This window comes from Serratia sp. M24T3, assembly GCF_000257645.1.
In the GTDB taxonomy this organism is placed as follows: Bacteria; Pseudomonadota; Gammaproteobacteria; order Enterobacterales; family Enterobacteriaceae; genus Rouxiella.
On the sequence record NZ_AJHJ01000015.1, the window covers coordinates 38,871 to 60,803 of the forward strand.

Genomic DNA, 21,933 nt, shown 5'->3' on the forward strand with positions numbered 1-21,933 from the left:
TATTTGTAAAGGTATTGTCAAGATTTGGTAATTAATAAATTCACGTTATTTCTTCTCGCTATGGACAATTTATTTGTCCCTAGTCGTGCGGTAGCTATGCCTCAAGGGTGCTTTTTTATATGGATCGCGTCGTCATTGCACATACCTCTCTCGGCAGTGGATTGTTATTTAAATCCATGACCGGCAGCGAAATATTATCCGGTTGTTATGAGTTCAATGTTGAATTACTCAGCACTGATAATTCAGTGGATATCAAGAGCCTGTTAGGCCAGCCGCTGACGTTGGAGTTACGACCGAATCCCTTCACCGTCCGCTATCTGAGCGGCATTATCATCCGCACGGAGTTTATTGGTCACGAGGCACATAACGAGCAATATTTTGTTTACCGGGCCACGATCCGCCCTAATCTTTGGTACCTCACCCAGAATTACGGCTTTCGAATCTGGGAAAATAAATCCGCCAGGGAAATTATTACTGCGGTGCTGGGTGAATATAATATCACCTGCGAAGACAAGCTCTCCGGTACCTACCGCGTGTGGGATTACTGCGTCCAGTACCAGGAATCGATGTTTGCTTTCATCAGCAGGCTGATGGAGCACGAAGGGATCTATTTCTATTTCAAACACGAAATGGACAACCAGACCTTGGTACTCGCCGACTCTCCCTCGGCACATGAACCGTTCCCGGGATATTCGACGATTGAATATCATCAGGCCAGCAGCGGGCTGTATGTCAACGAGGAGAGTATCGATACCTGGCACGTCACAGAATCCATCAGTCCCAGCATGTATCGACACGATGATTATAACTATCTGAAATCAGACGCCGATCTCTCCTCGACAGCTCAAGTCAGTGACTCGAAGGCTGGCAATACCGCCACGCGCATCGAGTGGCCGGGGCAATATAGCGAACCGGCTGACGGAACTCAGTACACTCAAATCAGACAGCAGGAATATATCGCCCAGCAGGCTAAAACCCACGGCGAGGGCGACGCATTTGGTCTCGCGCCCGGTTATACATTTTCTTTGGCCAAAGCGCCTCGCAGCAGCGATGAAGGCCAGCAATACATGATTACCCAGGTGGCTTACACCCTGACGGAAAACAGTTACACCACCAATGACGAGGATATCAATGAACATCGTTTTGTGTTCTCCGTCATTCCCGCAACCGTTAATTATCGACCACAGCGATCTTCACCCTGGCCACGCACCAGCGGACCTCAAACGGCCATGGTGGTGAAAGATCCCGGCACGGGGGATGAAACCATTTCCACTGATGAGTATGGCCGGGTGAAAGTGAAGTTCCTGTGGTACAAGCCTGCAAACGAACAAGAGCTTTATTCGTGCTGGCTGCGCGTCTCCAGCGCCTGGGCCGGAAATCAGTACGGAAACTATCAGGTTCCGCGGGTTGGCGAGGAAGTGATTGTCGATTTTATCAATGGCGATCCGCATTCGCCGATCATCACCGGTCGGGTTTATAACAATCTGCGAACCCTGCCTATCGCTGTCACCTCGAGCGATGGAACCGAGGCGGTTGCGGGAGAGTGGTCAGAAACTAAATCAGGTATCTGGTCTCGGACCAAGGGCAGCACTGAAGTCACCAACGGCAGCTTTTTGTATTTTGATGATGCCGAGGGTGAAGAGACCATGGATATTCACTCGCAAAAAACGCTGAATATCTCCGCCAACGATGACATCAAGCTGTACTCGGCGTCCACCAGCGACGAAGCGATAAAAATCTGGTCACCGGGAAAAATCGATATCACCAGTGATGATACGGTGTCAGTAACTGCTCCCACCACCAACCATACTTCACGCGGATCTTACTGGATTGTTACCGGAGCCAGCTTCGCGACCACCGGAATTGGCCTGTCGATCAACGGCCTTAACGGCACGATTAACGCCATTTCATCAGTGACCGCAACCACCAGCGATTTTGGGGTCAAAGGCGTGGCGATGGCCTATACCTACCTTTCGCGAACTAAAACGACCGTAGATTATAAAACTGACCTCAAGCGTTTCACCAACGTGCCGTTTTATCAGATTCAAACCACTCTGATGTCAATAAGATCAGGGGTTAGTGTGGGCGGCACTGAAGACAGCGAAGCCCAGAAGAAAATTAATAAACTCAAAGAAATCATGGAGTACCGTAAGGATAAAACCAAGGTCGACAAGAAAGAAGCCCGCAAGAAAGACGCTGATGCCTATGAGAAATTCCAGAAAGAAGGGCCGCAAAAAGACATCGAACTTAAAGAAACGCCGAAACCTAAAGACGGTAAAGATGGTACTGACGGTAAAGACGGCAAAGACGGAGCCAATGGCAAAGACGGCACCAACGGCAAAGACGGCACCAATGGCAAAGACGGAGCCAATGGCAAAGACGGCACCAACGGCAAAGACGGCACCGATGGCAAGGACGGCACCAATGGCAAAGACGGAGCCAATGGCAAAGACGGCGCTCAGGGCCCGAAAGGTGACAAAGGTGACACAGGTCAAGACGGTTGGGACGGATTCGATGGTTTTGACGGCAAGGATGCTTAAGCCCTATTCAACTCTCTTGAAAATCAACCAAGCCATATTCCTCACGCATTTTCCTGGCAAGTCTAGAAATCATTGCGGCTCAGAGCACCCCGCAGGCTGAGGTCAACTAGTCGAAAGTCCCTTATGAAAATTATAAAACCATTGCGTCTGGGATTGATTCAACGTCCTTACCGCTGGCAGCGCCAGCACCACTTGGGGGTTTCAGTGCTGGCTTTGGCCGATATGAGCGCTAACCCTCAGCTGCGTCCCGATCAGGAATTATGGCAACTTGCGGCAGAAGAATTGCAATTTAGCGGCGGTGTTTTAGATTTCGGCTTACCCAAAACTCACGCTGAATTTCTGGCTACCGGCTTTGCGTGGCCCGATCCCCAGCAGCAAGACAGCCATCAGTGTGTCGCCCGCATTCAAGTGGGGGAGCTCGGCAAAGCGCTGAAAGTCAGCGGCGATCGTCTCTGGCAAGAGGGTCGCCCGAGCAAACCCCAGCCGTTTGAAAGTATTCCTTTGGACTGGGCGCACGCTTTTGGTGGCCCGGCATACGCAGAAAACCCACAGGGAATGGGATTTACAGCCGAGGGAGAAGCGAGTGAAGAATTACCTCCGCTGCCCAACGTGGAAAGACTTTCGCAGCCCATCACCGCGCCGCATGATACCCCTGTTCCTGCAACTTTTGATGCGCTGGCGCTAACGCTGCCCCGGCGTACACAGCTGATGGGCCAACAGTATGACGACGAATGGCAGCAGCATGAATATCCCGGTTTTGCCCGCGATACTGACTGGCGAGCATTCAATAATGCCGACAGCGATCAGTGGTTTGAACAGCCGGAACTGCCTGTCGGGGCGCCATGGCGAATCGAAAATATGCACCCGCAGTTTCCCGTTCTTGAAGGCAACTTGCCGCTGTGGCAGGCGCGCTGCTTTATGCAGCGCCAACGCCATGACGGGGTATTGTTTGAAGAAATTACTCTGCGCGGCACCACGGTTCATTTCTTTCCACATCGCCAGCAGATGGTGCTGATTTGGCACGGCAGCGAGCGTATCAACGAGGATGACGCCGCCGATGTTTTAACTCTGATGCCTGCTTTGGAGCAGCGAGGAAAGTCCCGTTCCCCCAATCATTATCGCAAAGTTTTACAGCAGCGTACCGAGTCTGAACATGCCATTCTGCTGAGTTATCGCGAAAAAGATTTATTGCCTGAAAACGCCATTGGAGCCTGGGCCGACATGGAATTACCGCTGCAACACAGCCCGATGCAAAACAATATTCTTAACCGTGAAAATGCAGTGCGCGAGCAGCAGCGCCAACGTCTCGCCCGACAAGGCATCGATATCGACGAGCTAATCCCCGTATCGCAAAAACCGGGCCCCAAGCCTGATGAAGACTTGTATGACTACATTCTGCGCCAGGAGCTTGAGGCTGAAGCCAGCCATGAAAGGCTGGCGTCGCAGTATGATCAGGCGCTGGAGCGCGGCGAAGGTGTGGTACCGGAAAACAAAGACTTGCCGGGGGGTGCCGAAAACTATCGTCGACAGCAACAGATGCTGCACAACAATCGTCAACAGCTCGGCGTCAGTGATAAAAAATTCTCGCAGAGCGAGCAGGCGATTTACCAGACCTATCTGATGTCGGCGCAGCACCAAAACGCGCCACCTCGGCCACAGGAAGCGGAGTCACTGCTGCAACGCCAGCGTGCGCAGGCGATTATGGATGATGACCGCGATTTTAGCGGCCTCGATTTCACCGCCGCTGATTTGTCGGGTATGGACTTGCGCGGTGCCGATTTTTCAACGGCACTGCTGGAAAATGTCGATTTTAGCCACAGCCAGCTTGATGAATGTGATTTCCGCAATGCGGTGCTGGTTCGTGCCGAATTGCACCACACGTCGGCAAAAGCGTCGCTGTTCGATGGGGCAAATTTCTCGTTGGCGCAGTGTTATCACAGTGATTTCTCGGGTTCGAGTCTCAAAGACATTCAGCTCGAAGATGCTCAACTCGAGCACTGTATTTTCGACAACGCGATAATTAGCGAGCTGATGATCAACAAAGCGACGCTGGCGAACTGTCGTTTTCATCAAGCAGAGATCGATCAGTGCCTACTGATGCAGCTTAAGCTCGAAGGTATGGACTTTAGCCGCGCCACGATTAAACAAACCTCTTTTGTGGAATGCCATTTCGATGGGTTAAACCTGCAAAAAACCACCTTACTCGGCGTCACGTTAGTGACTTGTGTAGCGCCTCAGGCCAACTTTTTCGCCGCCAGGCTGACTCACTGCGCCGTGGTTTCCGATAGCCAACTATTGTCCGCCAATTTTAGCCATACGCAGTTGGTTGAGTGTAATTTTCGTCAACAGATGCTGCATCAGGCTGATTTCTCCCGGGCAATACTGAACAACTGTGATTTCAGCGAAGCCTCGCTGCAGCAGGCAAAAATGCTGGAGATCAAGGCAGCAGACTGCCTGTTTATTCGCACCGACTTTCAGGGCGCGGCACTCACCGGCAGCTCGCTGATTGGCGCAATCATGCAGAAAAGCAATCTCACCGGCTGCGATCTGCGCGGCTGCAATCTGTTTCGCGCCGACCTGTCGCAGTCGCTCACCGAGGGCGGCACATTGTTTGACGATGCCTATACCGAAGGGATCAAAACCCTACCGCGCCGCGACAAGGAGCAGATATGAGTGATTACACTGCCGAGACTCTGGTGCAGGCGATCAAGCGCGGCGAAATCATTGAAAATGCCCAGTTGGACGCGGTAACACTCTGCGGGCTGGACTTGTCAGGTGGCTGTTTTATCGAAGTTAATTTTACTGCCGCCAATTTCAGCGGCAGTAACCTGCATGACACTCAATTTAATGAATGCTCGCTGAACGGCGCGATTTTTACCCAGGCGAATCTGATAGAAACGCTTTTTAACCAGTGCAGCATGACTGGCGCTATGTTCGCTGACTGCGTTTTTCGAGATTGCCTGTTTAACCAGTGCCGGCTTGAAGAAAGCGATTTTGATTCGACCATTCATTTAAATACCCAGTTTAACGAGGGGTCGCTGGAAGAAAGCCGCTTTACCTTCGCCAGTCTGGAAAAAAGCGGCTTTATAGACACTTCGCTGCTGGGGGCTGATTTTAGCGATGTCGACTGCCAGCAAGGCACGTTTATGAATCTCGACCTGCGAAAAACCACGATGCGCGACAGCCAATTTGTACGCGGGGTATTTTTTCGCTGCGACCATCGTGAAAACCGCTATCACGGGCAGGATTTTACCGGCAGCCAGTTCACCGAGAACCAGCTGGATCGCGTGGATTTCAGCAACGCCAGACTAGTGCAATGTAATTTCAGTCAGGCCTCGTTGCAACATGCCAATCTTGGCGGCGTCAATGCGGCACAAACGCTGTTTCCCAATGCCAATCTGCAACATGCAATTTGTACGGGTGGATTTTTTGATCGCGCCATTTTCTCGGCCGCAAATGTGCAGCACTGTGATTTCAGCCACAGCCACCTTTTTCAGGCAGTGATGCAAAACTGTCAGGCCAGCGGTGCCCGTTTTAATCAATGCGACTTAGGCAACAGCGATTTTTCCAATGCTGACGTCAGCCACGCTGATTTTCGCGATGCGCGGTTCAACCGCAGCCGTTTTCATCGTGCCGAACAGGAAAAAACACAATTCTCATCACGCAGCGGCATTATCGAAAAAGATGCAGCGCTGTTTGCCGCCGAAGAGTGGCGCAGCAGTGTCGGCCCTGCTTCCACGAATCACAAACTTTAGAAAGCCCCACAAGGTAATCACTATGAGTGTTGCTGTGAAAAAACCTACGGTTGCCCATGCCCTGCCCGCGCAAACCTCGGGCCAGGTGGTGGAAATAAAAATCGATGGAAAACTGCTGGTACACAGTGAAGGCCGCGGCTGGATTTGTCAGCGTGCCGCGAGCTGTTTACTGGAACCGCAGATTGATGACCGCGTGCTGCTGGCCAATTGCGGGGAGAAAATTTGGTTGCTGGCAGTGCTGGAGCGCGCCGATACGCAGCAGCCGTCGAAGCTCAGCATTGAAGGCGCACTGCACATCACCGCCAGCGAATCCCTGTCATTTAACAGTCCGCAATTTAACGTAGAGGCACAACAGGGCGACTGCCGGGTCAAGGTCATGAACTATCGCGGCGAATCACTATCTGCCTGGGTCAATCTGAGCCGAGTGATGGGCAAATGCTACGAAAGCGTTTGGCAGAGCGTGACGCAAATCAGCCATCGCCTGCTGCGCAAAACCACTCAGCTGGAACAAGTCCGTGCCGGCCAGCTCGACGTTAAAGTCGAAGAGTTTTCCCGTATGCATGCCCACACCACGATTATCAGCAGTAAAACGCTGACCAAAGTCGACGCCAAACAGATCCACATGGGTTAAGAGTTTTTTAATCGTTAGCAAGGAGTTGCCATGTTTGCCAACTGCCAGTGTGGCGGTACCGATCAGGCACTGCCGGATGTCTGTAAAACCCCGGTCCCCGTGACTTATACCAATATTGCCCTGGGCAACACCGCTATTCCGCGCGCCAACAATATTCTGATTGAAAATATGCCCGCGCATAATCTGATGACCATCACCCCGATAACCAACGGTGACGAAGCCGGAGTCGACGGCGGCGTGGTGTCGAGCACCTTTATGGGGCCGTCGCGCCACACTACCGGTTCAGTCACCGTGCTGATGCAAGGCTCACCCGCTACGCGCATGACCAGTACCACGATGCAAAACTCCACCAACGCCGTCGGCGCGCGCATTACCCCCAGCCAGCATATTTTAATGATCCTGGCGACTTAAGAATTTTTGAAGCAGTAACACAGCAAACGTCGATGTCCGATGAGCTTAATTGATTAAGTCATTCGGTAAAGAAGAGCAGCAATTATCGCTGCGAGATCAAGCAAGAAGGCTATTTCGTGAAAAAAATCATAACTTTGGCATGTCTATTTGCTCTGGCCGGTTGCCAGGCACCCAAGCCGTCGGCACCTACCGACGACACCCTTGTCAGCAGCACAGTCGACGGTGTGAGCCTGACCTATCGCCACGTCGTGCAACCGCCAAAAAACTTCACTCCGTTAAATCTGAATTATCGTGCGCTGTACACCGCCTCAGTGATGAGCAACGCGAGCTACGGCGGCAAGCTAATCAAATACGTTAAAAACGGCGAGCAATTCGAAGTGTTGGGTATTGCCGAAAGCAATTGGCTGGCTATTTCGGATCGCCCCGATCATCAGCTGATTGGTTATATGCCACTGCAAGCCGCGGTGAAAAGCGATCTTTATGAAGGGGTGATTGCTCAGCCTCGTCGGCGTTCGGGCGCAACACAGTGTGTCAAAGTTGACGGCGGCACGCAGGCCTGCCGTCAGGGCAGTTCAGCCACCTGGGTCATTAAATAACTTTCGGGGCGGTAATGATGATCAGACACAATTTTGCCGCCGGGCTGGGCGGTTTGCTGTTGTCAACGCTGCTGCTAACAGGCTGTATGTCCTCGTCGCATCAGGTGCCCGCCAACTATCGGTTACAGGTTGATAACACGCCAGCCACCAACGGCGGCGCGCCACTTAAGGTCCGCGTACTGCTGCTGAAATCCGATGCCGATTTTATGTCTGCCGATTTTTACTCGCTGCAAACCCAGGCCACTACGCTGCTCGGTGCCAATCTGCTCGACACCAATCAGTTCTTCCTGACTCAGGGAGAGCCAAAGCACAGCCTGACCGGACAACCGCCGCTTGATGCCCATTACCTCGGCATCATCGCGGAATATCAAAATATCAACGGTAAAAAATGGCGCATCTCAGTGCCGCTTCCCGAACCGAAGAGCACCAATTTCTACAAGTTCTGGCAAATCTCGGCCGACGAAATGAAGGCGCACATTATTGCCACCAGCAATGGCTTAAGCATCCAGCAAGACAAAAATTAAACTGATTGATGGAAGGTCGAATGAATACAGCAGATAAGGTGATATGGACCGAGGGGATGTTTTTACGCCCTCACCATTTTCAGCAATCAGAACGTTGGCTTGAAGCCTACAGCCGCAGCTGGGGAAAAATTCAGACGCCCTACTATTGGGGATTTATGTCACTCGAGCTTGACGCCTCACTGCTGCGTCAGGGAAAACTGGCCATCGCCTCGGCCAGCGGAATTATGCCCGACGGCACGCCGTTCAATATTACCGGAGCCGATAACGCCCCCGCCCCGCTGGCACTGCCGGAAAACCAGAGCGACGTCAAAGTCGTGCTCGCACTGCCGGAATGCCGCAGCGGGCGCAATGAAGTGATCTTCTCCGAATCCAGCGATTCACTGGCACGGCTGGTGACTTTTGAAAATGAGGTCGATGACCTCAACGCTTCTGCCGTCGGCACTGCCGCCATGCAGTTCGGCAAGCTGCGTTTCAGCCTGATGCTGGAAAGCAGTCTTAATGCTGAATGGACGGCTATTAGCGTGGCGCGCATCACTGGACGCAGCACCGATCGCAGCCTCAAGCTCGACCCGCAGTTTATTCCGCCGGTGCTTAACGCGCAGAACGATGCGCAGATAACTTCATTCATCAACGATATGCACGGCGTACTCAATCAGCGCAGTGAACAAATGAGTCAACGGTTGCAGCAGGCAGGTCGTGGCGGCAACTCAGAGATGATCGACTTTATGCTGCTGGCGCTGATTAATCGCCACATCGGGCAGATTTCCCACAGCCGTCAGTTACCACAGCTGCATCCTGAGCGGCTGTTCAGTGAATGGTTGCAGTTTGCTACCGAGCTTTCAACCTGGTCAGCGACGCGCACGCCGGGCGCTACTTTGCCTGTTTATGACCACGACAATCTGGCATGGACTTTCGGCAAGCTGATGCTGCATCTGCGTCAGGGACTGTCGCTGGTAATGGAGGAAAACGCGCTACAGCTGACCTTGACCGAACGTTCGCACGGGCTGTTCGTCGCCACTGTTTCCGACGTCAAAATGATTCGCGAACTGGGCTTTGTGCTGGCGGTGAAAGCCGACGTGCCGAGCGAGATGCTGATGACCCACTTTGCCGCGCAAATGAAAATTGCGCCGGTAACCCGCATCCGCGATCTGGTGCAGCTGCAGCTGCCGGGTATCGGCCTGCGCGCCATGCCTGCCGCACCGCGTCAGATACCCTGGCATGCTGGCTATGTCTATTTTGAACTGGAAAAGAGTGGTGATCTGTGGCGTCAGATGGAGAAGTCTGAAGCCTTTGCCCTGCATTTGGCGGGGGAGTTTCCCGGACTGGACATGCAGCTTTGGGCTTTGCGCAATCTGCGCGACTGATCAATAGGACCTCTATACCTTTATGACTCAGCCACTTTCTATGCAACCACTTTACATGCAACCCAATAGCGCTTCATCGGCCACGGAAAGTGCGACGCCAAACAGCGGAATCAACCCGTTGGTGACCGTTGCTAACCCCTTGCTCAACGCCATTCCCCACATCCGTCATTCGGCCACTCACGATAATCCCGATGGCCTGCGCGCGCAGTTGATTGACGAAGTCCGCCGTTTTGAGGTCCGCTGCCAGCAGGCGCGACTGCCGTATGAGGTGATCATCGGCGCGCGCTATTGCCTGTGCACCGCGCTGGATGAAGCCGCCTCGCTGACGCCGTGGGGCAGCCGCAATGTCTGGCCGCGCAGCGGTTTACTGGTGACTTTTCACAATGAAACCTGGGGCGGCGAGAAGTTTTTCCAACTCCTGGCCAAGCTGTCGCAAAATCCGCAAGAGCATATTTTTCTGCTCGAACTGATTAATGTCTGTCTGCTGCTGGGCTTCGAAGGTCGTTATCGCATTCTGGAAAATGGTCGCTCACAGCTCGAAACCATGAAGCAGCGTTTATTACAGGTGATCCGCACTGTGCGCGGCGGTTATGCGCCTCCGCTTTCGCCGCAGCCCATCGACGAGCCTGTCCAGCAAAAACTCTGGCGACCGCTGATTCCCGTGTGGGCGTGGGCGGCCCTGATGGCGCTGATTGGCTGTCTTTTTTATATCGGACTTAACTTCCGCCTAGGGCAATTTACCAGCCCGGTGCTGTCGGCGATTTATCAAACCAATCTGCCGCAGATTGATATTCCGCATCCGGCCAAACCGCTGGAGCCGCCGCTGGATCTGCGCCGTTTCCTCAGCCACGAGATAGCACAGGGGCTGGTGACGGTGCGTGATGAATCTGATCGAAGCGTGGTCGTGCTGCGCGGCGACGGGCTTTTTGATAGCGCCTCAACCAACGCCCGCGAGCGCTACCTACCGGTAATCAGCCGCATCGCTCAGGCCATGGATAATGTCAGCGGCCAGATTCTTATCACCGGTTATACCGACAACGTGCCTATTCGCAGCGCGCATTTCAGCTCCAACTATGAGCTGTCACTGGCCCGCGCCAAGTCTGTGCAGGAACTGCTCGCCGAGCATCTCAAGCAGCCGGAACGTATTCGCGCCGAGGGGCGTGGTGAAAACGATCCGCTGGCTCCCAACACTACGGCTGACAATCGTGCCCGCAACCGTCGGGTAGAAATCACGCTGATGGTGGCGCCAAAACAGACTCAGACCGAACTGAATAGTTTGCGATAAGGAAATAATCAGCAATGTTAAGAACATTATTGGCCATGATCACCAGCAGACTATTGTGGGGCTTCGTCGGCATTACTGCGATTTGCGTCATGGTCTGGACCATCGGTCCGCTGGTATCGATTGGCGACTATCGCCCCCTTGAGTCCGAGTTCAACCGCTTTGCCACCGTGCTGGTGCTTTACCTGCTTTGGCTGTGCTTCCGACTGGTACCTCGCGTCTGGCGCTCATGGCAAAACCGTCGTCTGGTCAGAAGACTGGAAGCCGATAATCGCCCGCAGGAAGAGGCTGCGCCGGTAGAAGATAACCCTGAGCAGCGCCTGCTGACCGAGCGTTTTAACGAAGCGACTCAACTGTTGAAAAAAGCGCGTTTCGTGAATCCTAAATCGCGTAAATGGCCCGCCTGGATGCAGTATTTCAGCCGTCAGTATCTGTATCAACTGCCGTGGTACATCATTATTGGCGCGCCCGGAGCCGGGAAAACTACCGCGCTGGTCAACTCCGGCCTGCATTTTCCGCTGGCAGAAAAGTTTGGCAAAGCGGCGCTGCGAGGCGTGGGCGGCACGCGCAACTGTGACTGGTGGTTTACCGACGAGGCGATCCTGATTGACACCGCCGGGCGCTATACCACGCAGGAAAGTCAGCACGAGCAGGATGCCGGCGAATGGCGCAGCTTTATGTCGCTGCTGAAAAAGTATCGCGCTCGCCAGCCGATTAACGGCGTGATGGTGACTATCAGCGTTGCCGACCTGCTCAGTGAATCCGAGCAGGTGCTGCATGCGCAGGCCACCGCGCTGCGCCAGCGTTTGATGGAGCTGCACGATCGCCTGGGGATTCAGTTTCCGGTCTACGTGATGGTCACCAAAAGTGACCTGATGAAAGGTTTTACCGCCTACTTCTCCGAGTTCAACAAACAGCAGCGTGATCAGATCTGGGGCTTTACCTGGCCGTGGCGTGAAAGTGAATTAAACCTGCCGCAGGAGTTCGACTATCAGTTTTCTCGCCTCCATCAGCGCCTGAACGACGGCCTGCCAGACATCATGATCGTTGAGCACGACAGCCAGAAGCGCGCAGAAAGTTATCTGTTCCCGCAGGAATTCCTGTCGCTGCAACCGGTGCTGAAACAGTATCTCGGCGTGCTGTTTGCCGCCTCTGGTTTTGAGCGCCCTTTGCGACCGCGCGGCGTGTATTTCACCAGCGGGACACAAGAAGGTCTGCCGTTTGACCGGGTCATGGGTCAGCTTAATCGCGCACTGAACTTGCCGCCGCTGGCCAGCGATACCCGAGGCAATGACTGGCAAAGTCTGGATGCTGCCAATCCTATTCCGGCGGCGCGCGGGCAGAGTTTTTTCCTGCAGGGCCTGCTGCAAAAAGTCATTTTTCAGGAATCGGGTCTGGCGGGCAGTAATCCCTGGTGGGAAGTCCGCAACCGGCTGTTTAACTGGATTGGTTACGGGGTAATGACATTTCTGCTGCTGATCGGCATGGCCTGGTGGCTAATCAGTTATTCACATAACAAACAGTATCTGGCCGATGTGCAAGCCAAGGTGCCAACGCTCGAGAAGCAAAGCGCGGCGCTGCCGCCGCTGAGTCAGAGCGATATTTATACCTTGCAGCCGCTGCTTGGCAATCTTGAACAACTGCCACAAACGCCAAAAATTGATGTTAATTCACCGCCGTTCTCCTGGCAGGCGGGGCTGTATCGCGGCGATCAGGTGATTGACGCCTCGCAGTCGCTGTATGAAAAAGCCTTGAAACAGCTATTACTGCCGATTGTTGCCCAGCAGGTAACCAGCTGGTTGCGCAGTGATGACGGCAGTGACGTCGATTACAGCTATGAGGCACTCAAGGCCTATCAGATGTTGTATATGCCAAAGCAGTACGACGGCAAGCTGCTCAGAACCTGGATCATGCTCAACCTGCAGCGCCAACTGCCCGCAGGCGTGACTCAAAGTCAGTTAAAGCAGATTGATGATCATCTCGGCAATCTGCTGGATGACCAGATCAACACCTCGCCCTACGAACGTGACGACGCGCTGATCGCCCGCGAACAGGCCGTGATTAACCGCGCGCCGGTAGCACAGCGGGTTTATGGTCGACTGAAACGCCTGTTGGTCGCCACGGTGCCCGGCACGGTAACGCTGGTCGATCTCGGCGGCCCGCAGACGGAGCTCGCCTTTTCACGCAAGAGCGGTCAGCCGATCACCAACGGCATTCCGGGCCTGTTTACTCCGAAAGGCTATTGGGATTTTTTCAACAAGAATATCGACAGCGTGACCGCCAGCATTCGCACCGACGATGTCTGGGTGCTTAATCGTCAGGGTGATTCTGTCCCGCAAAAAGATATGGAAAACACCGTGCGGCAGATGTACATGGAAGATTTTATCGCCCATTGGGACGCCCTGCTCAACGACGTGCAGCTTAATCATATTGGCGATCTTGGTCAGCGCATCAACACCGCGCGCATGTTATCGGGCCGAACTTCACCAATGCGTAATCTGATGATTAATGTCAGCCGTTACGTCACGCTGGAGCGAGCCGAGAAGAAAAGTACTCAGGGGATGATAGAGAAAGGCAGCGCCATGTTTACCAACACGGCGACCCAGACTTTACAAGCCCTGTTCCGCGCCCGCAAAGCGGCACAGGACGGCAACCTTGAAGATCCTGAACAGCAAGTGATGGCACATTTTGCACCGATTATCGAGCAGGCGCAGTTTACCGATGCCAAGAACAAAACGATTCCGTTTGATGAACAGCTGAAAGATATCGATGACCTCTACAGCTATCTGACGGCGGTACAGGACGCCTCCAACACCGGCATTCAGGCCCCTTCAGGCGATGTCATTTCGCGGATGCAGGCCGATGCCGGTCGCGAGCCGGAGCCGTTCCGCTCGATGTTACTGTCATTGGCCGTGGGTGCCAGCAGTGACACGCAGCGCCGCGACATGGCCAATGTGCAAAAGCGCAGCAGCGTTGAGGTCGGCAGTTTCTGTCGCCAGGCGATTGCCGGTCGTTATCCGTTGGTTCACAGCTCCTCGGTGGATATCACCCCGGACGATCTGGCGCGCATGTTTGCGCCGGGAACGGGCCTGATGGACACCTTCTTCCGTGAGAATCTGGCGAACAAGGTCGACACCACGCGAGCCAACTGGCGCTTTGCACCGGGCGTCGACGGTAAAAGCCTGCCGGGCAGCGAATCAATGCTGCGGCCTTTCCAGCAGGCACAGACTATTCGCGATGCTTTTTTTGCTACCGGTTCAACTACCCCGTCTTACCGCATCACCATTACGCCGGTCAGCATGGACAACAACATTCTCAACCTGACCCTCGACGTTGACGGGCAATTGCTGCGTTACAGCCACGGGCCGCAAACGCCGCAGGTGGTGAGCTGGCCGGGACCGGGGCAAACCGGGCAAGTGAGGATGCAGCTGGGATTAACCGACGGCACCACCGATACGCTGTCCACCTCGGGGCCGTGGGCGCTGAATCGCCTGTTCGACAAGGCCAGACTGTCGCCCGGAAGCACCAGTCTCAGCCATATCGCCCGCTTCAGCATCAGTGGCCATCAGGTGGAATTGCAATATACCGCCAACAGCATTCGTAATCCCCTCCAGCTGCCGGGTTTTAGCTGCCCATAAGCCGTGAAAGGAAAAACAAGATGACGCAACCTTCTACGCCCGACAGACCTGCGCCCGGCTGGTACGGAAAACTTCCCGGCAATGGCGATTTTTTGCGTCGTCGCTTGCCGGACGGGCTGATTAACAGTTGGTCTCACTGGTTTCAGTCGGGGATTGCCTGGCAAAAGCAGCAGCCCGCAACCGGCGTACCGGTGACGCAGTTCGCCATGGCGCCGGTATGGAATTTTATTATCCCCGCCGCGCTGAGCGGTCAACACATTCAGATGGGATGCATGTTACCGGCACAGGACCGCGTCGGGCGTCAGTATCCCATCTGCGCGATGAGCTTGCTGACTCTGGAAGAATGGCATCCGCTACAGTTGCGCATTGCCGGTCCGTGGTATCGCCAACTGGGCATGACGCTTAACGAGGCGGTGAATCAGCGCTGCACCGCCGACCAGCTCGATCAGTCTCTGCTAACCATGCCCGCGCTGCCGAAACCGGATACCGGTGGGCTTTCGGACATTTTCGACGTTATTGGCTATCGCGACATTCCCGGCACGCTGAACTGGCCGCAGGTCGAGGAGTATTTTAACCCGTCGCAGTACACCAGCTTCTGGTGGACCAACCAGAGCGATGGCAGCCCGCTGTTTACACACGTCCACAGCGGAAACTTTACTACACGTCTGTTCTCACTGCTGTTTCAGTCGGCCAATGCCCGACACACCGGGCGCAATGGTCTCTATCCGCCGATGTTTGAATGAGGCGCTTAATTTATTGCAAGACAGGAACGTGGATGAATATCGAACCGCTGCTGGCACCCATCAGTGCCGAACATCCCTGCGGGGAAAATCTCGAATATGACGCCGAGTTTATGAGTTTCGAACGCGCCTGCGAGGGCAAAGCCGAACAACAGTTTGGCAAAACCATTATCCCCGCCGAAGCCCCGGACTGGCGTCAGGTTGAAAAACAGGGCCAGGCGCTGATGACTCGCTCCAAAGATTTACGGGTCATTTTACCACTCACCGAAGCCTGGACTCATCTCAACGGGCTGGAAGGTTTTGAAGCTGGGCTAAGTTTATTAACCGCGATCACCGAGAAATACTGGGAGCAGCTTTATCCCGAACTTAATTTCGACGGCGAGCCGGACCCGCTGCTGCGCATTAATACCCTGGCCAGCCTAGGCGAGCAGTCTTCATTAATGGCGGCGCTGCGGCAGGCCAAATTGCTGAAAAGCCCGAGCGGTGACATCTCTTTTCGAGATGCCGCTGCATTAATAGACGGCAGTAAAAATGATTGTGCGGGTTATCCCGGCGGCCTGTCGCGCCTGCAACAGGAGTTGGCAGACGGCGAAAACCCATCCGTGCAGACACTGGTCAGTATCGACGCCAGCCTGCGCCAGCTGCACCAGTGGGTGACCGGTCATCTGGGCGAAAGCGGAATGCCGGATCTCAGTGGCCTGTTTCGTACTCTCTCTGCGCTGTTGCAGGGTTATCACCAGCAGCAACAGGCACGGCTGCAGGCACAAGACGAGCAACTTGCCGCCGCCGAAGCGATAGCAGGAGAAAATACCGTGACCACAGCGACCACAACCGCCGCACCGCCGGTGACCGACTGGCGGCAGGCACAGCTCACCTCTAAAGAAGACGCCCAGCTGATGCTGGAAAAAGTGAAGCAATATTTTCGTCAATACGAACCCAGCCATCCGGCACCGATGATGCTGGAGCGCGTCGAGCGGCTGATTCAGCTCGATTTTCTGGAGATTATCCGCGAACTGGCACCCGATGCTGTCAATCAGCTGAAAGGCGTGCTGGGACGTAACGACAGCTAGGCCTTCGCGCCGACTCTTATTTAACCGCAGTGCATTTACTTGATGGAGAAACCAGATGGCAAACTTCCCAGGCATAAAAAAAGCCCGCAGCGGGCAGAAATTCATTGCCCGTAATCGTGCACCGCGCGTGCAGATCGAATATGACGTCGAAATTTATGGCTCCGAGAAAAAAATCCAGATCCCCTTTGTCATGGGCGTAATGGCGGATTTGGTGGGCCAGTCGCAGCAGGACCAAATGCCTATCGACGAGCGCAAGTTCCTCGAGATTGACATCGATAACTTTGACGAGCGCATGAAGGCCTTACAGCCGCACATTGCCTATCACGTCGATAACACATTGACCGGTAAGGGCATGCTGGGCGTAGACCTGACGTTCAACAGCATGGACGATTTTTCACCTGACGCTATCGTCCGTCGCGTCGAGCCGCTGGACAAACTGCTCGACGCCCGCACCCAGCTTTCCAACCTGCTTTCCTATATGGATGGCAAAAACGGCGCTGAAGAGCTGATCTCTGAAATCCTTAAAAACCCTACCCTGCTCAAATCGCTGACTAACGCCGCGAAACCGGCCGACAAAGTGGCAGAAGACAGCAGCACGGAGACTAATCATGAGTAATTCCTCAACGACTCCTCTTGAACAGGCTTCACAGCAAAGCTTTACCCAGGATGAATTCTCGGCGCTGCTCAATAAAGAATTCAAGCCAAAAACCGATTCTGCCCGCGATGCTATCGAAAGCGCGGTGAAAACCCTGGCCGAGCAGGCGCTGGAAAATACCGTGCCGCTGTCGACCGACGCCTACCGCACCATTCAGGCGCTGATCGCAGAAATAGACCAGAAGCTGTCGCAGCAGGTTAACCAGATCATGCATCACGAATCTTTCCAGAAGCTGGAAGGCGCGTGGCGCGGTCTGCATTATCTGGTCAACAACACTGAAACCGACGAAATGCTGAAAATCCGCGTGATGAATATCAGCAAGAAAGAGCTGGCGCGCAATCTGAAACGCCATAAGGGTATCGGCTGGGATCAGGGTCCGCTGTTTAAAAAAATCTATGAAGAAGAGTACGGACAGTTTGGTGGCGAACCGTTTGGCTGCCTGATTGGCGACTACTATTTCGACCACAGCCCGCAGGATGTCGAAACGCTGGGCGAGATTGCCAAGATAAGCGCCGCCGCGCACTGCCCGTTCATCTCGGGTGCCTCGCCGAGCGCGCTGCAGATGGAAAGCTGGCAAGAGCTGGCTAACCCGCGTGACCTGACCAAGATCTTCCAGAATACTGAGTACGCTGCCTGGCGCACGCTGCGCGAAAGTGAAGATACCCGTTATCTGGGCCTGGTGATGCCGCGCTTCCTGTCACGTTTGCCCTACGGTATTCGCACCAATCCAGTAGACAGCTTTGATTTTGAAGAAGATACCGAAGGCGCAACCCACAAGAACTACACCTGGGCCAACGCCGCCTACGCCATGGGCGCAAACATCAACCGTTCATTTAAAGAGTTCGGCTGGTGTACGTCGATTCGCGGTGTCGAGTCCGGCGGTTCGGTTGAAAACCTGCCGTGCCATGTGTTCCCGAGCGACGACGGCGGCGTGGATATGAAATGTCCGACGGAAATTGCCATCAGCGACCGTCGTGAAGCCGAGCTGGCGAAAAACGGCTTTATCCCTCTGATTCACCGTAAAAACTCTGACTTTGCCGCGTTTATCGGTGCGCAGTCGCTGCAAAAACCGGAAGAGTATTACGACGCTGACGCCAGCGCCAACGCTCAACTGGCAGCGCGCCTGCCGTACCTGTTTGCCTGCTGCCGCTTTGCCCATTATCTGAAATGCATTGTGCGCGACAAGATTGGTTCGTTCCGCGAGCGCCAAGACATGGAACGCTGGCTGAACGAGTGGATCGTTCACTATGTGGATGGCGACCCGGCCAACTCTTCCCAACAAACCAAATCGCGTAAGCCACTGGCTGACGCACAAATCCAGGTCGAAGAAATTGAGGACAATCCCGGTTATTACTCGGCCAAGTTCTTCCTGCGCCCGCACTACCAGCTGGAAGGGTTAACGGTGTCTCTGCGCCTGGTATCCAAACTGCCTTCGCTTAAACAAAAGCAGGCTTAGCGGTCACTCGCTTTTATCTCTTGTCGGTTTTCACTACCCCTTCGTTTACACAATGACTAATGGAGTTTTTCAACTATGGCTATTTCAATGTTCCTGCAGGTTAGCGGTATCACTGGCGAATCAAAAGATTCCAACCACACCGGATGGTCGGACATTTTATCTTTCTCCTGGGGCGCCAATCAGCCAAACAACATGAACGTCGGTGGCGGTGGCGGTGCCGGTAAAGTGTATTTTAACGATCTGCACGTGAATGCGCTGATCGACAAAGCGACGCCGAGCCTGATGAAATACTGTGCCAACGGTGAGCACATCCCAACCATTACATTGTCTGTTTGCAAGGCCGGTGGGACTCAGGTTGAGTACACCCAAATCGTTCTGACTCAGGTTTTGGTGACCGCAGTGCAATATATCGGTGCCCACACTGATGACACCGTCGGCATCAACTATTCATTCCAGGCCGCGTCGGTCAAGAGCGAATACTGGGTGCAGCTGGATACCGGTGGTCAGGGTGCTTCTACCGAATTCACTTGGGATATCAAACAGAACACCGGTTCTTAATCGCCTATCTTTTTGTAAAAACTTAACAAATCCCCTCTTTTTGGAGGGGATAGTTCCGCCTCAGGTGAACTCATTCAGGTTGCGACTATGCGATTTACCCTCGTAAAAAGTAAAAATGGCGTTCAGCCCCCCCAGACCAGCTGCGACTTCGCCCCGCCGGGTGGCACTATTGGCCGCAGTGAGGATAATAATTTCACCTTGCCAGATGAAAACCGCGCAATTTCACGGTTGCAGGCGCTGGTCCATATTTCTGCCGAGGGCGAATGCCGCCTGACCAATCGCGGCAATGTGATCAACGTTGAGTTCAATGGCATTCCACTGGAGCGCGGTCGTCAGGTTGAATTGCAGGATGGCGATCGGCTGGGTATCGGTGACTATCTGATTGAAGTGTCATCCCTGGCTCAAAGCGCACCAAAAACGGACGCGGCGCTGATGTCAAAATCGTTGAAAGCCGTGCCAGCCAGCTCTCGGCTCAGCCCGGCAGCCGCGATTCCCGGTGAAATATGGGACAGCCTTGCCGATGAATTTTCCACTGATAACCGTGCGCAAACCCAGGCTCAGGCCGCTGCCGATGTGCAAAAAGCTAAAAATAATCCGCTGACCGAGTTGCAGACCCAGGAATTGAATCCTGTTGATCCTATCCTGCAAATCGAAAACCCTGCCGAGCTGCACCAGCTCAATAAACGCGAGACTGACCCGACGCGCTTATTCACAGCCGACAGCCCGTTTGAGCAGGAACACATTCTTAAGAATCCGACGCCGAGCGCGCTTTTGGCACAGGAATCATCGTTAAAAAGGCCCGACTCGGCGCAGCAGGAACTGGATCCGCTGGCACTGTTTGGCGGTGCAGCAACCTCGTCCGATGGCAATGACCTGTTCGGCCTGATGGTCGATAGCGGCCAGCCTCTAACGCCGCCGGAGCATTTTCAGAGTATTGAGCCGCAGGCCGAACCGCCCAAACAGCCCTCTGTTCAGCACTCACAGCCGCTGCCGACAGAAGCTTTGACACGCCCCGATCCTCAGCCGCCATTGCCATCAGAGATGCGCCCTGAAATTCAGGCTCATCTTGCGCGACAGGCAGAGCAGGCAAGTCGTCAACGCTCTCCTGAGCCACAGCAGGCCTACGAGCCTCATTCAGCTCCTTTTACTGCCGAACAACCCTCGTCAGAAGCTCCCGTTAACCCAACGTTTGAGCCGGAAGAAAAACTTGCTCCGCAACCTTCGCTTTCAGCGGGCCGCATGGGTATCGATCCGGTTTCCTACCAGCGCCAACCGGCGCGGCAAAGTGATAACAGCCCGCACCTTGACGGCAACCTGTTGCAAGGCCTGCTGGAAGGCATCGGCCTGAGCGATATGCAAAATCAGCCGGATTTCGATGCAGAGAAGATGCGCCTGCTGGGTCAGGTTGTCAGCCTGTTTTCGCAAGGCACCGTCGCGCTGCTGTCTTCGCGCTCAATGCTGAAACGCGGGGTCAAAGCGGAGATGACGATGATCCTCGATGAAGCCAACAACCCGTTCAAACTGCTGCCTTCCGGGAAAACGGTACTGATGCAGATGTTTGGTACTCAGATGCCGGGTTTTATGCAGCCAGAACAGGCGGTGCGTGACGCGCTAATCGATTTGCAGGCCCACCAGCTCGGGATGATCGCCGGCATTCGCGCCATCATTGCTGCCATGTTGCAATCTTTCAATCCAGAACTGCTGGAAACTCAGGCGCGGGAGGCCGGACAGCTGCCGCGAATGGCGCTCTCCACCAAGCGCAAGGCTGCACTCTGGGACTATTTCATCAAGAACTATCAAAAGACGTCGGGAGAAATTGAGGATGATTTCCATACCCTGTTTGGCGAGGCTTTTCTGCATGCCTATGACGTTGAAGTTGAACAATACAAAGACCTGCAAACCAAACAGGGAAAATAATGAATATTACTTTTGCAACGACGTCTAATCAGGGAATTCGCGCCAGCAATCAGGACAGCATCGGGCAGATAGTGGGCAATCGCTCAGCCTGTTTTGTGGTGTGTGACGGCATTGCTGGCATTCCGGGCGGAGAAGTCGCCGCGCAAATCGCCAGCAACACTCTGCTCGAGAATTTCAACGGCGAAAACCATCTCGATGCCCAGCACATTGCGCAGCATATCAATCGTGCCAATCAGGCAATCCTGACCGGGCAGAAACAAAGTAGCGAACTGAAAAATATGGGCACCACCTTGGTCAGCCTGTTTGTCGATCGTGATTACAAACTGGCCTACTGGGCGCACGCCGGGGACAGCCGACTCTACGCTTTTCGCCGCGGCTATTTGATGCAGACCACTCGCGATCACAGCCTGGTACAGCAGATGAAAGATGCGGGTTATCAGACCCAGGGCGTTAACAGTAATCTGCTCTACTTCGCATTGGGGATGCACGAACAGCGCGAGGCCAGCTACAGCGACGTATTGCCACTGGAAGACGGTGACGTGTTTTTACTCTGTACCGACGGCTTTTGGCACGAGTTAAGTACTGACGATATGGAACAAACGTTGCGCATGGTCAATTCCCCCAATGAATGGCTGGTGCTGATGCTGGAAATCCTCAAACGCTCGGAGAAAAAAGATAACTTTTCTGCCATCGCGATTTGGGTCGGTAATCCGCAGGACACCACCCTGCTGCATTCGCTCGGCGACGCGCAAAGAATTTTGCTGGCTCCCAACAAGTAGCCGATTAACAGGTGAGA

General features: G+C 54.2%; 17 protein-coding genes. All 17 read left to right on the forward strand.

Annotated elements, in window-relative coordinates:
* Positions 1–119 precede the first annotated feature (119 nt).
* Positions 120–2,540, forward strand: coding sequence for a type VI secretion system Vgr family protein (locus SPM24T3_RS13230; RefSeq protein WP_009637273.1), 2,421 nt, complete (start codon positions 120–122; stop codon positions 2,538–2,540).
* A gap of 123 nt (positions 2,541–2,663) precedes the next feature.
* Positions 2,664–5,213: a DUF2169 domain-containing protein gene (locus SPM24T3_RS13235; protein ID WP_009637274.1), complete on the forward strand. Its 2,550-nt coding sequence runs from the start codon at positions 2,664–2,666 to the stop codon at positions 5,211–5,213.
* Positions 5,210–6,295 carry a pentapeptide repeat-containing protein gene (locus SPM24T3_RS13240; protein ID WP_009637275.1) on the forward strand — a complete coding sequence of 362 codons (1,086 nt, stop codon included), beginning with the start codon at positions 5,210–5,212 and terminating at the stop codon, positions 6,293–6,295. The genes SPM24T3_RS13235 and SPM24T3_RS13240 overlap by 4 nt, the downstream gene beginning before the upstream one ends.
* Positions 6,296–6,317: 22 nt before the next feature.
* Positions 6,318–6,926: a DUF3540 domain-containing protein gene (locus SPM24T3_RS13245; RefSeq protein ID WP_009637276.1), complete on the forward strand. Its 609-nt coding sequence runs from the start codon at positions 6,318–6,320 to the stop codon at positions 6,924–6,926.
* Between the two features lie 30 nt (positions 6,927–6,956).
* A complete protein-coding gene (locus SPM24T3_RS13250) occupies positions 6,957–7,337 on the forward strand; it encodes a DUF4150 domain-containing protein (RefSeq protein WP_009637277.1) in 381 nt (126 codons plus the stop codon).
* A 116-nt stretch (positions 7,338–7,453) separates the two neighbouring features.
* The gene (locus SPM24T3_RS13255; protein WP_009637278.1) at positions 7,454–7,933 is read left to right on the forward strand and encodes a hypothetical protein; all 480 of its coding nucleotides are present in this window, start codon (positions 7,454–7,456) and stop codon (positions 7,931–7,933) included.
* Between the two features lie 17 nt (positions 7,934–7,950).
* The gene (gene tssJ / locus SPM24T3_RS13260; protein WP_009637279.1) at positions 7,951–8,457 is read left to right on the forward strand and encodes a type VI secretion system lipoprotein TssJ; all 507 of its coding nucleotides are present in this window, start codon (positions 7,951–7,953) and stop codon (positions 8,455–8,457) included.
* 20 nt (positions 8,458–8,477) lie between these two features.
* Positions 8,478–9,821 carry a type VI secretion system baseplate subunit TssK gene (gene tssK / locus SPM24T3_RS13265; RefSeq protein WP_009637280.1) on the forward strand — a complete coding sequence of 448 codons (1,344 nt, stop codon included), beginning with the start codon at positions 8,478–8,480 and terminating at the stop codon, positions 9,819–9,821.
* A 55-nt stretch (positions 9,822–9,876) separates the two neighbouring features.
* Positions 9,877–11,106, forward strand: coding sequence for a DotU family type VI secretion system protein (locus SPM24T3_RS13270; protein WP_009637281.1), 1,230 nt, complete (start codon positions 9,877–9,879; stop codon positions 11,104–11,106).
* Between the two features lie 14 nt (positions 11,107–11,120).
* Positions 11,121–14,741: a type VI secretion system membrane subunit TssM gene (gene tssM / locus SPM24T3_RS13275; RefSeq protein WP_009637282.1), complete on the forward strand. Its 3,621-nt coding sequence runs from the start codon at positions 11,121–11,123 to the stop codon at positions 14,739–14,741.
* Positions 14,742–14,761: 20 nt separating this feature from the next.
* The gene (gene tagF / locus SPM24T3_RS13280) at positions 14,762–15,484 is read left to right on the forward strand and encodes a type VI secretion system-associated protein TagF (protein WP_009637283.1); all 723 of its coding nucleotides are present in this window, start codon (positions 14,762–14,764) and stop codon (positions 15,482–15,484) included.
* 32 nt (positions 15,485–15,516) lie between these two features.
* On the forward strand, positions 15,517–16,551 hold the full coding sequence (gene tssA / locus SPM24T3_RS13285; RefSeq protein WP_009637284.1) for a type VI secretion system protein TssA: 1,035 nt from the start codon (positions 15,517–15,519) through the stop codon (positions 16,549–16,551).
* 55 nt (positions 16,552–16,606) lie between these two features.
* On the forward strand, positions 16,607–17,167 hold the full coding sequence (gene tssB, locus SPM24T3_RS13290) for a type VI secretion system contractile sheath small subunit (RefSeq protein WP_009637285.1): 561 nt from the start codon (positions 16,607–16,609) through the stop codon (positions 17,165–17,167).
* The gene (tssC, locus tag SPM24T3_RS13295; RefSeq protein WP_009637286.1) at positions 17,160–18,662 is read left to right on the forward strand and encodes a type VI secretion system contractile sheath large subunit; all 1,503 of its coding nucleotides are present in this window, start codon (positions 17,160–17,162) and stop codon (positions 18,660–18,662) included. The genes tssB and tssC overlap by 8 nt, the downstream gene beginning before the upstream one ends.
* Positions 18,663–18,737: 75 nt before the next feature.
* Positions 18,738–19,220, forward strand: a complete 483-nt coding sequence (locus SPM24T3_RS13300) for a type VI secretion system tube protein Hcp (protein ID WP_009637287.1) — start codon at positions 18,738–18,740, stop codon at positions 19,218–19,220.
* Positions 19,221–19,307: 87 nt separating this feature from the next.
* A complete protein-coding gene (gene tagH, locus SPM24T3_RS13305) occupies positions 19,308–21,137 on the forward strand; it encodes a type VI secretion system-associated FHA domain protein TagH (RefSeq protein ID WP_009637288.1) in 1,830 nt (609 codons plus the stop codon).
* Positions 21,137–21,916, forward strand: coding sequence for a PP2C family serine/threonine-protein phosphatase (locus SPM24T3_RS13310; protein WP_009637289.1), 780 nt, complete (start codon positions 21,137–21,139; stop codon positions 21,914–21,916). Before tagH ends, SPM24T3_RS13310 begins: the two co-directional genes overlap by 1 nt.
* Positions 21,917–21,933 lie beyond the last annotated feature (17 nt).

Excerpts from the sequence above, each read along its gene's own strand:
- SPM24T3_RS13230 (WP_009637273.1), top strand. The coding sequence starts at position 120 with ATGGATCGCGTCGTCATTGCACATACCTCTCTCGGCAGTGGATTGTTA.
- SPM24T3_RS13235 (WP_009637274.1), top strand. The coding sequence starts at position 2,664 with ATGAAAATTATAAAACCATTGCGTCTGGGATTGATTCAACGTCCTTAC.
- SPM24T3_RS13240 (WP_009637275.1), top strand. The coding sequence starts at position 5,210 with ATGAGTGATTACACTGCCGAGACTCTGGTGCAGGCGATCAAGCGCGGC.
- SPM24T3_RS13245 (WP_009637276.1), top strand. The coding sequence starts at position 6,318 with ATGAGTGTTGCTGTGAAAAAACCTACGGTTGCCCATGCCCTGCCCGCG.
- SPM24T3_RS13250 (WP_009637277.1), top strand. The coding sequence starts at position 6,957 with ATGTTTGCCAACTGCCAGTGTGGCGGTACCGATCAGGCACTGCCGGAT.
- tssJ (WP_009637279.1), top strand. The coding sequence starts at position 7,951 with ATGATCAGACACAATTTTGCCGCCGGGCTGGGCGGTTTGCTGTTGTCA.
- tssK (WP_009637280.1), top strand. The coding sequence starts at position 8,478 with ATGAATACAGCAGATAAGGTGATATGGACCGAGGGGATGTTTTTACGC.
- SPM24T3_RS13270 (WP_009637281.1), top strand. The coding sequence starts at position 9,877 with ATGCAACCCAATAGCGCTTCATCGGCCACGGAAAGTGCGACGCCAAAC.
- tssM (WP_009637282.1), top strand. The coding sequence starts at position 11,121 with ATGTTAAGAACATTATTGGCCATGATCACCAGCAGACTATTGTGGGGC.
- tagF (WP_009637283.1), top strand. The coding sequence starts at position 14,762 with ATGACGCAACCTTCTACGCCCGACAGACCTGCGCCCGGCTGGTACGGA.
- tssA (WP_009637284.1), top strand. The coding sequence starts at position 15,517 with ATGAATATCGAACCGCTGCTGGCACCCATCAGTGCCGAACATCCCTGC.
- tssB (WP_009637285.1), top strand. The coding sequence starts at position 16,607 with ATGGCAAACTTCCCAGGCATAAAAAAAGCCCGCAGCGGGCAGAAATTC.
- tssC (WP_009637286.1), top strand. The coding sequence starts at position 17,160 with ATGAGTAATTCCTCAACGACTCCTCTTGAACAGGCTTCACAGCAAAGC.
- SPM24T3_RS13300 (WP_009637287.1), top strand. The coding sequence starts at position 18,738 with ATGGCTATTTCAATGTTCCTGCAGGTTAGCGGTATCACTGGCGAATCA.
- tagH (WP_009637288.1), top strand. The coding sequence starts at position 19,308 with ATGCGATTTACCCTCGTAAAAAGTAAAAATGGCGTTCAGCCCCCCCAG.
- SPM24T3_RS13310 (WP_009637289.1), top strand. The coding sequence starts at position 21,137 with ATGAATATTACTTTTGCAACGACGTCTAATCAGGGAATTCGCGCCAGC.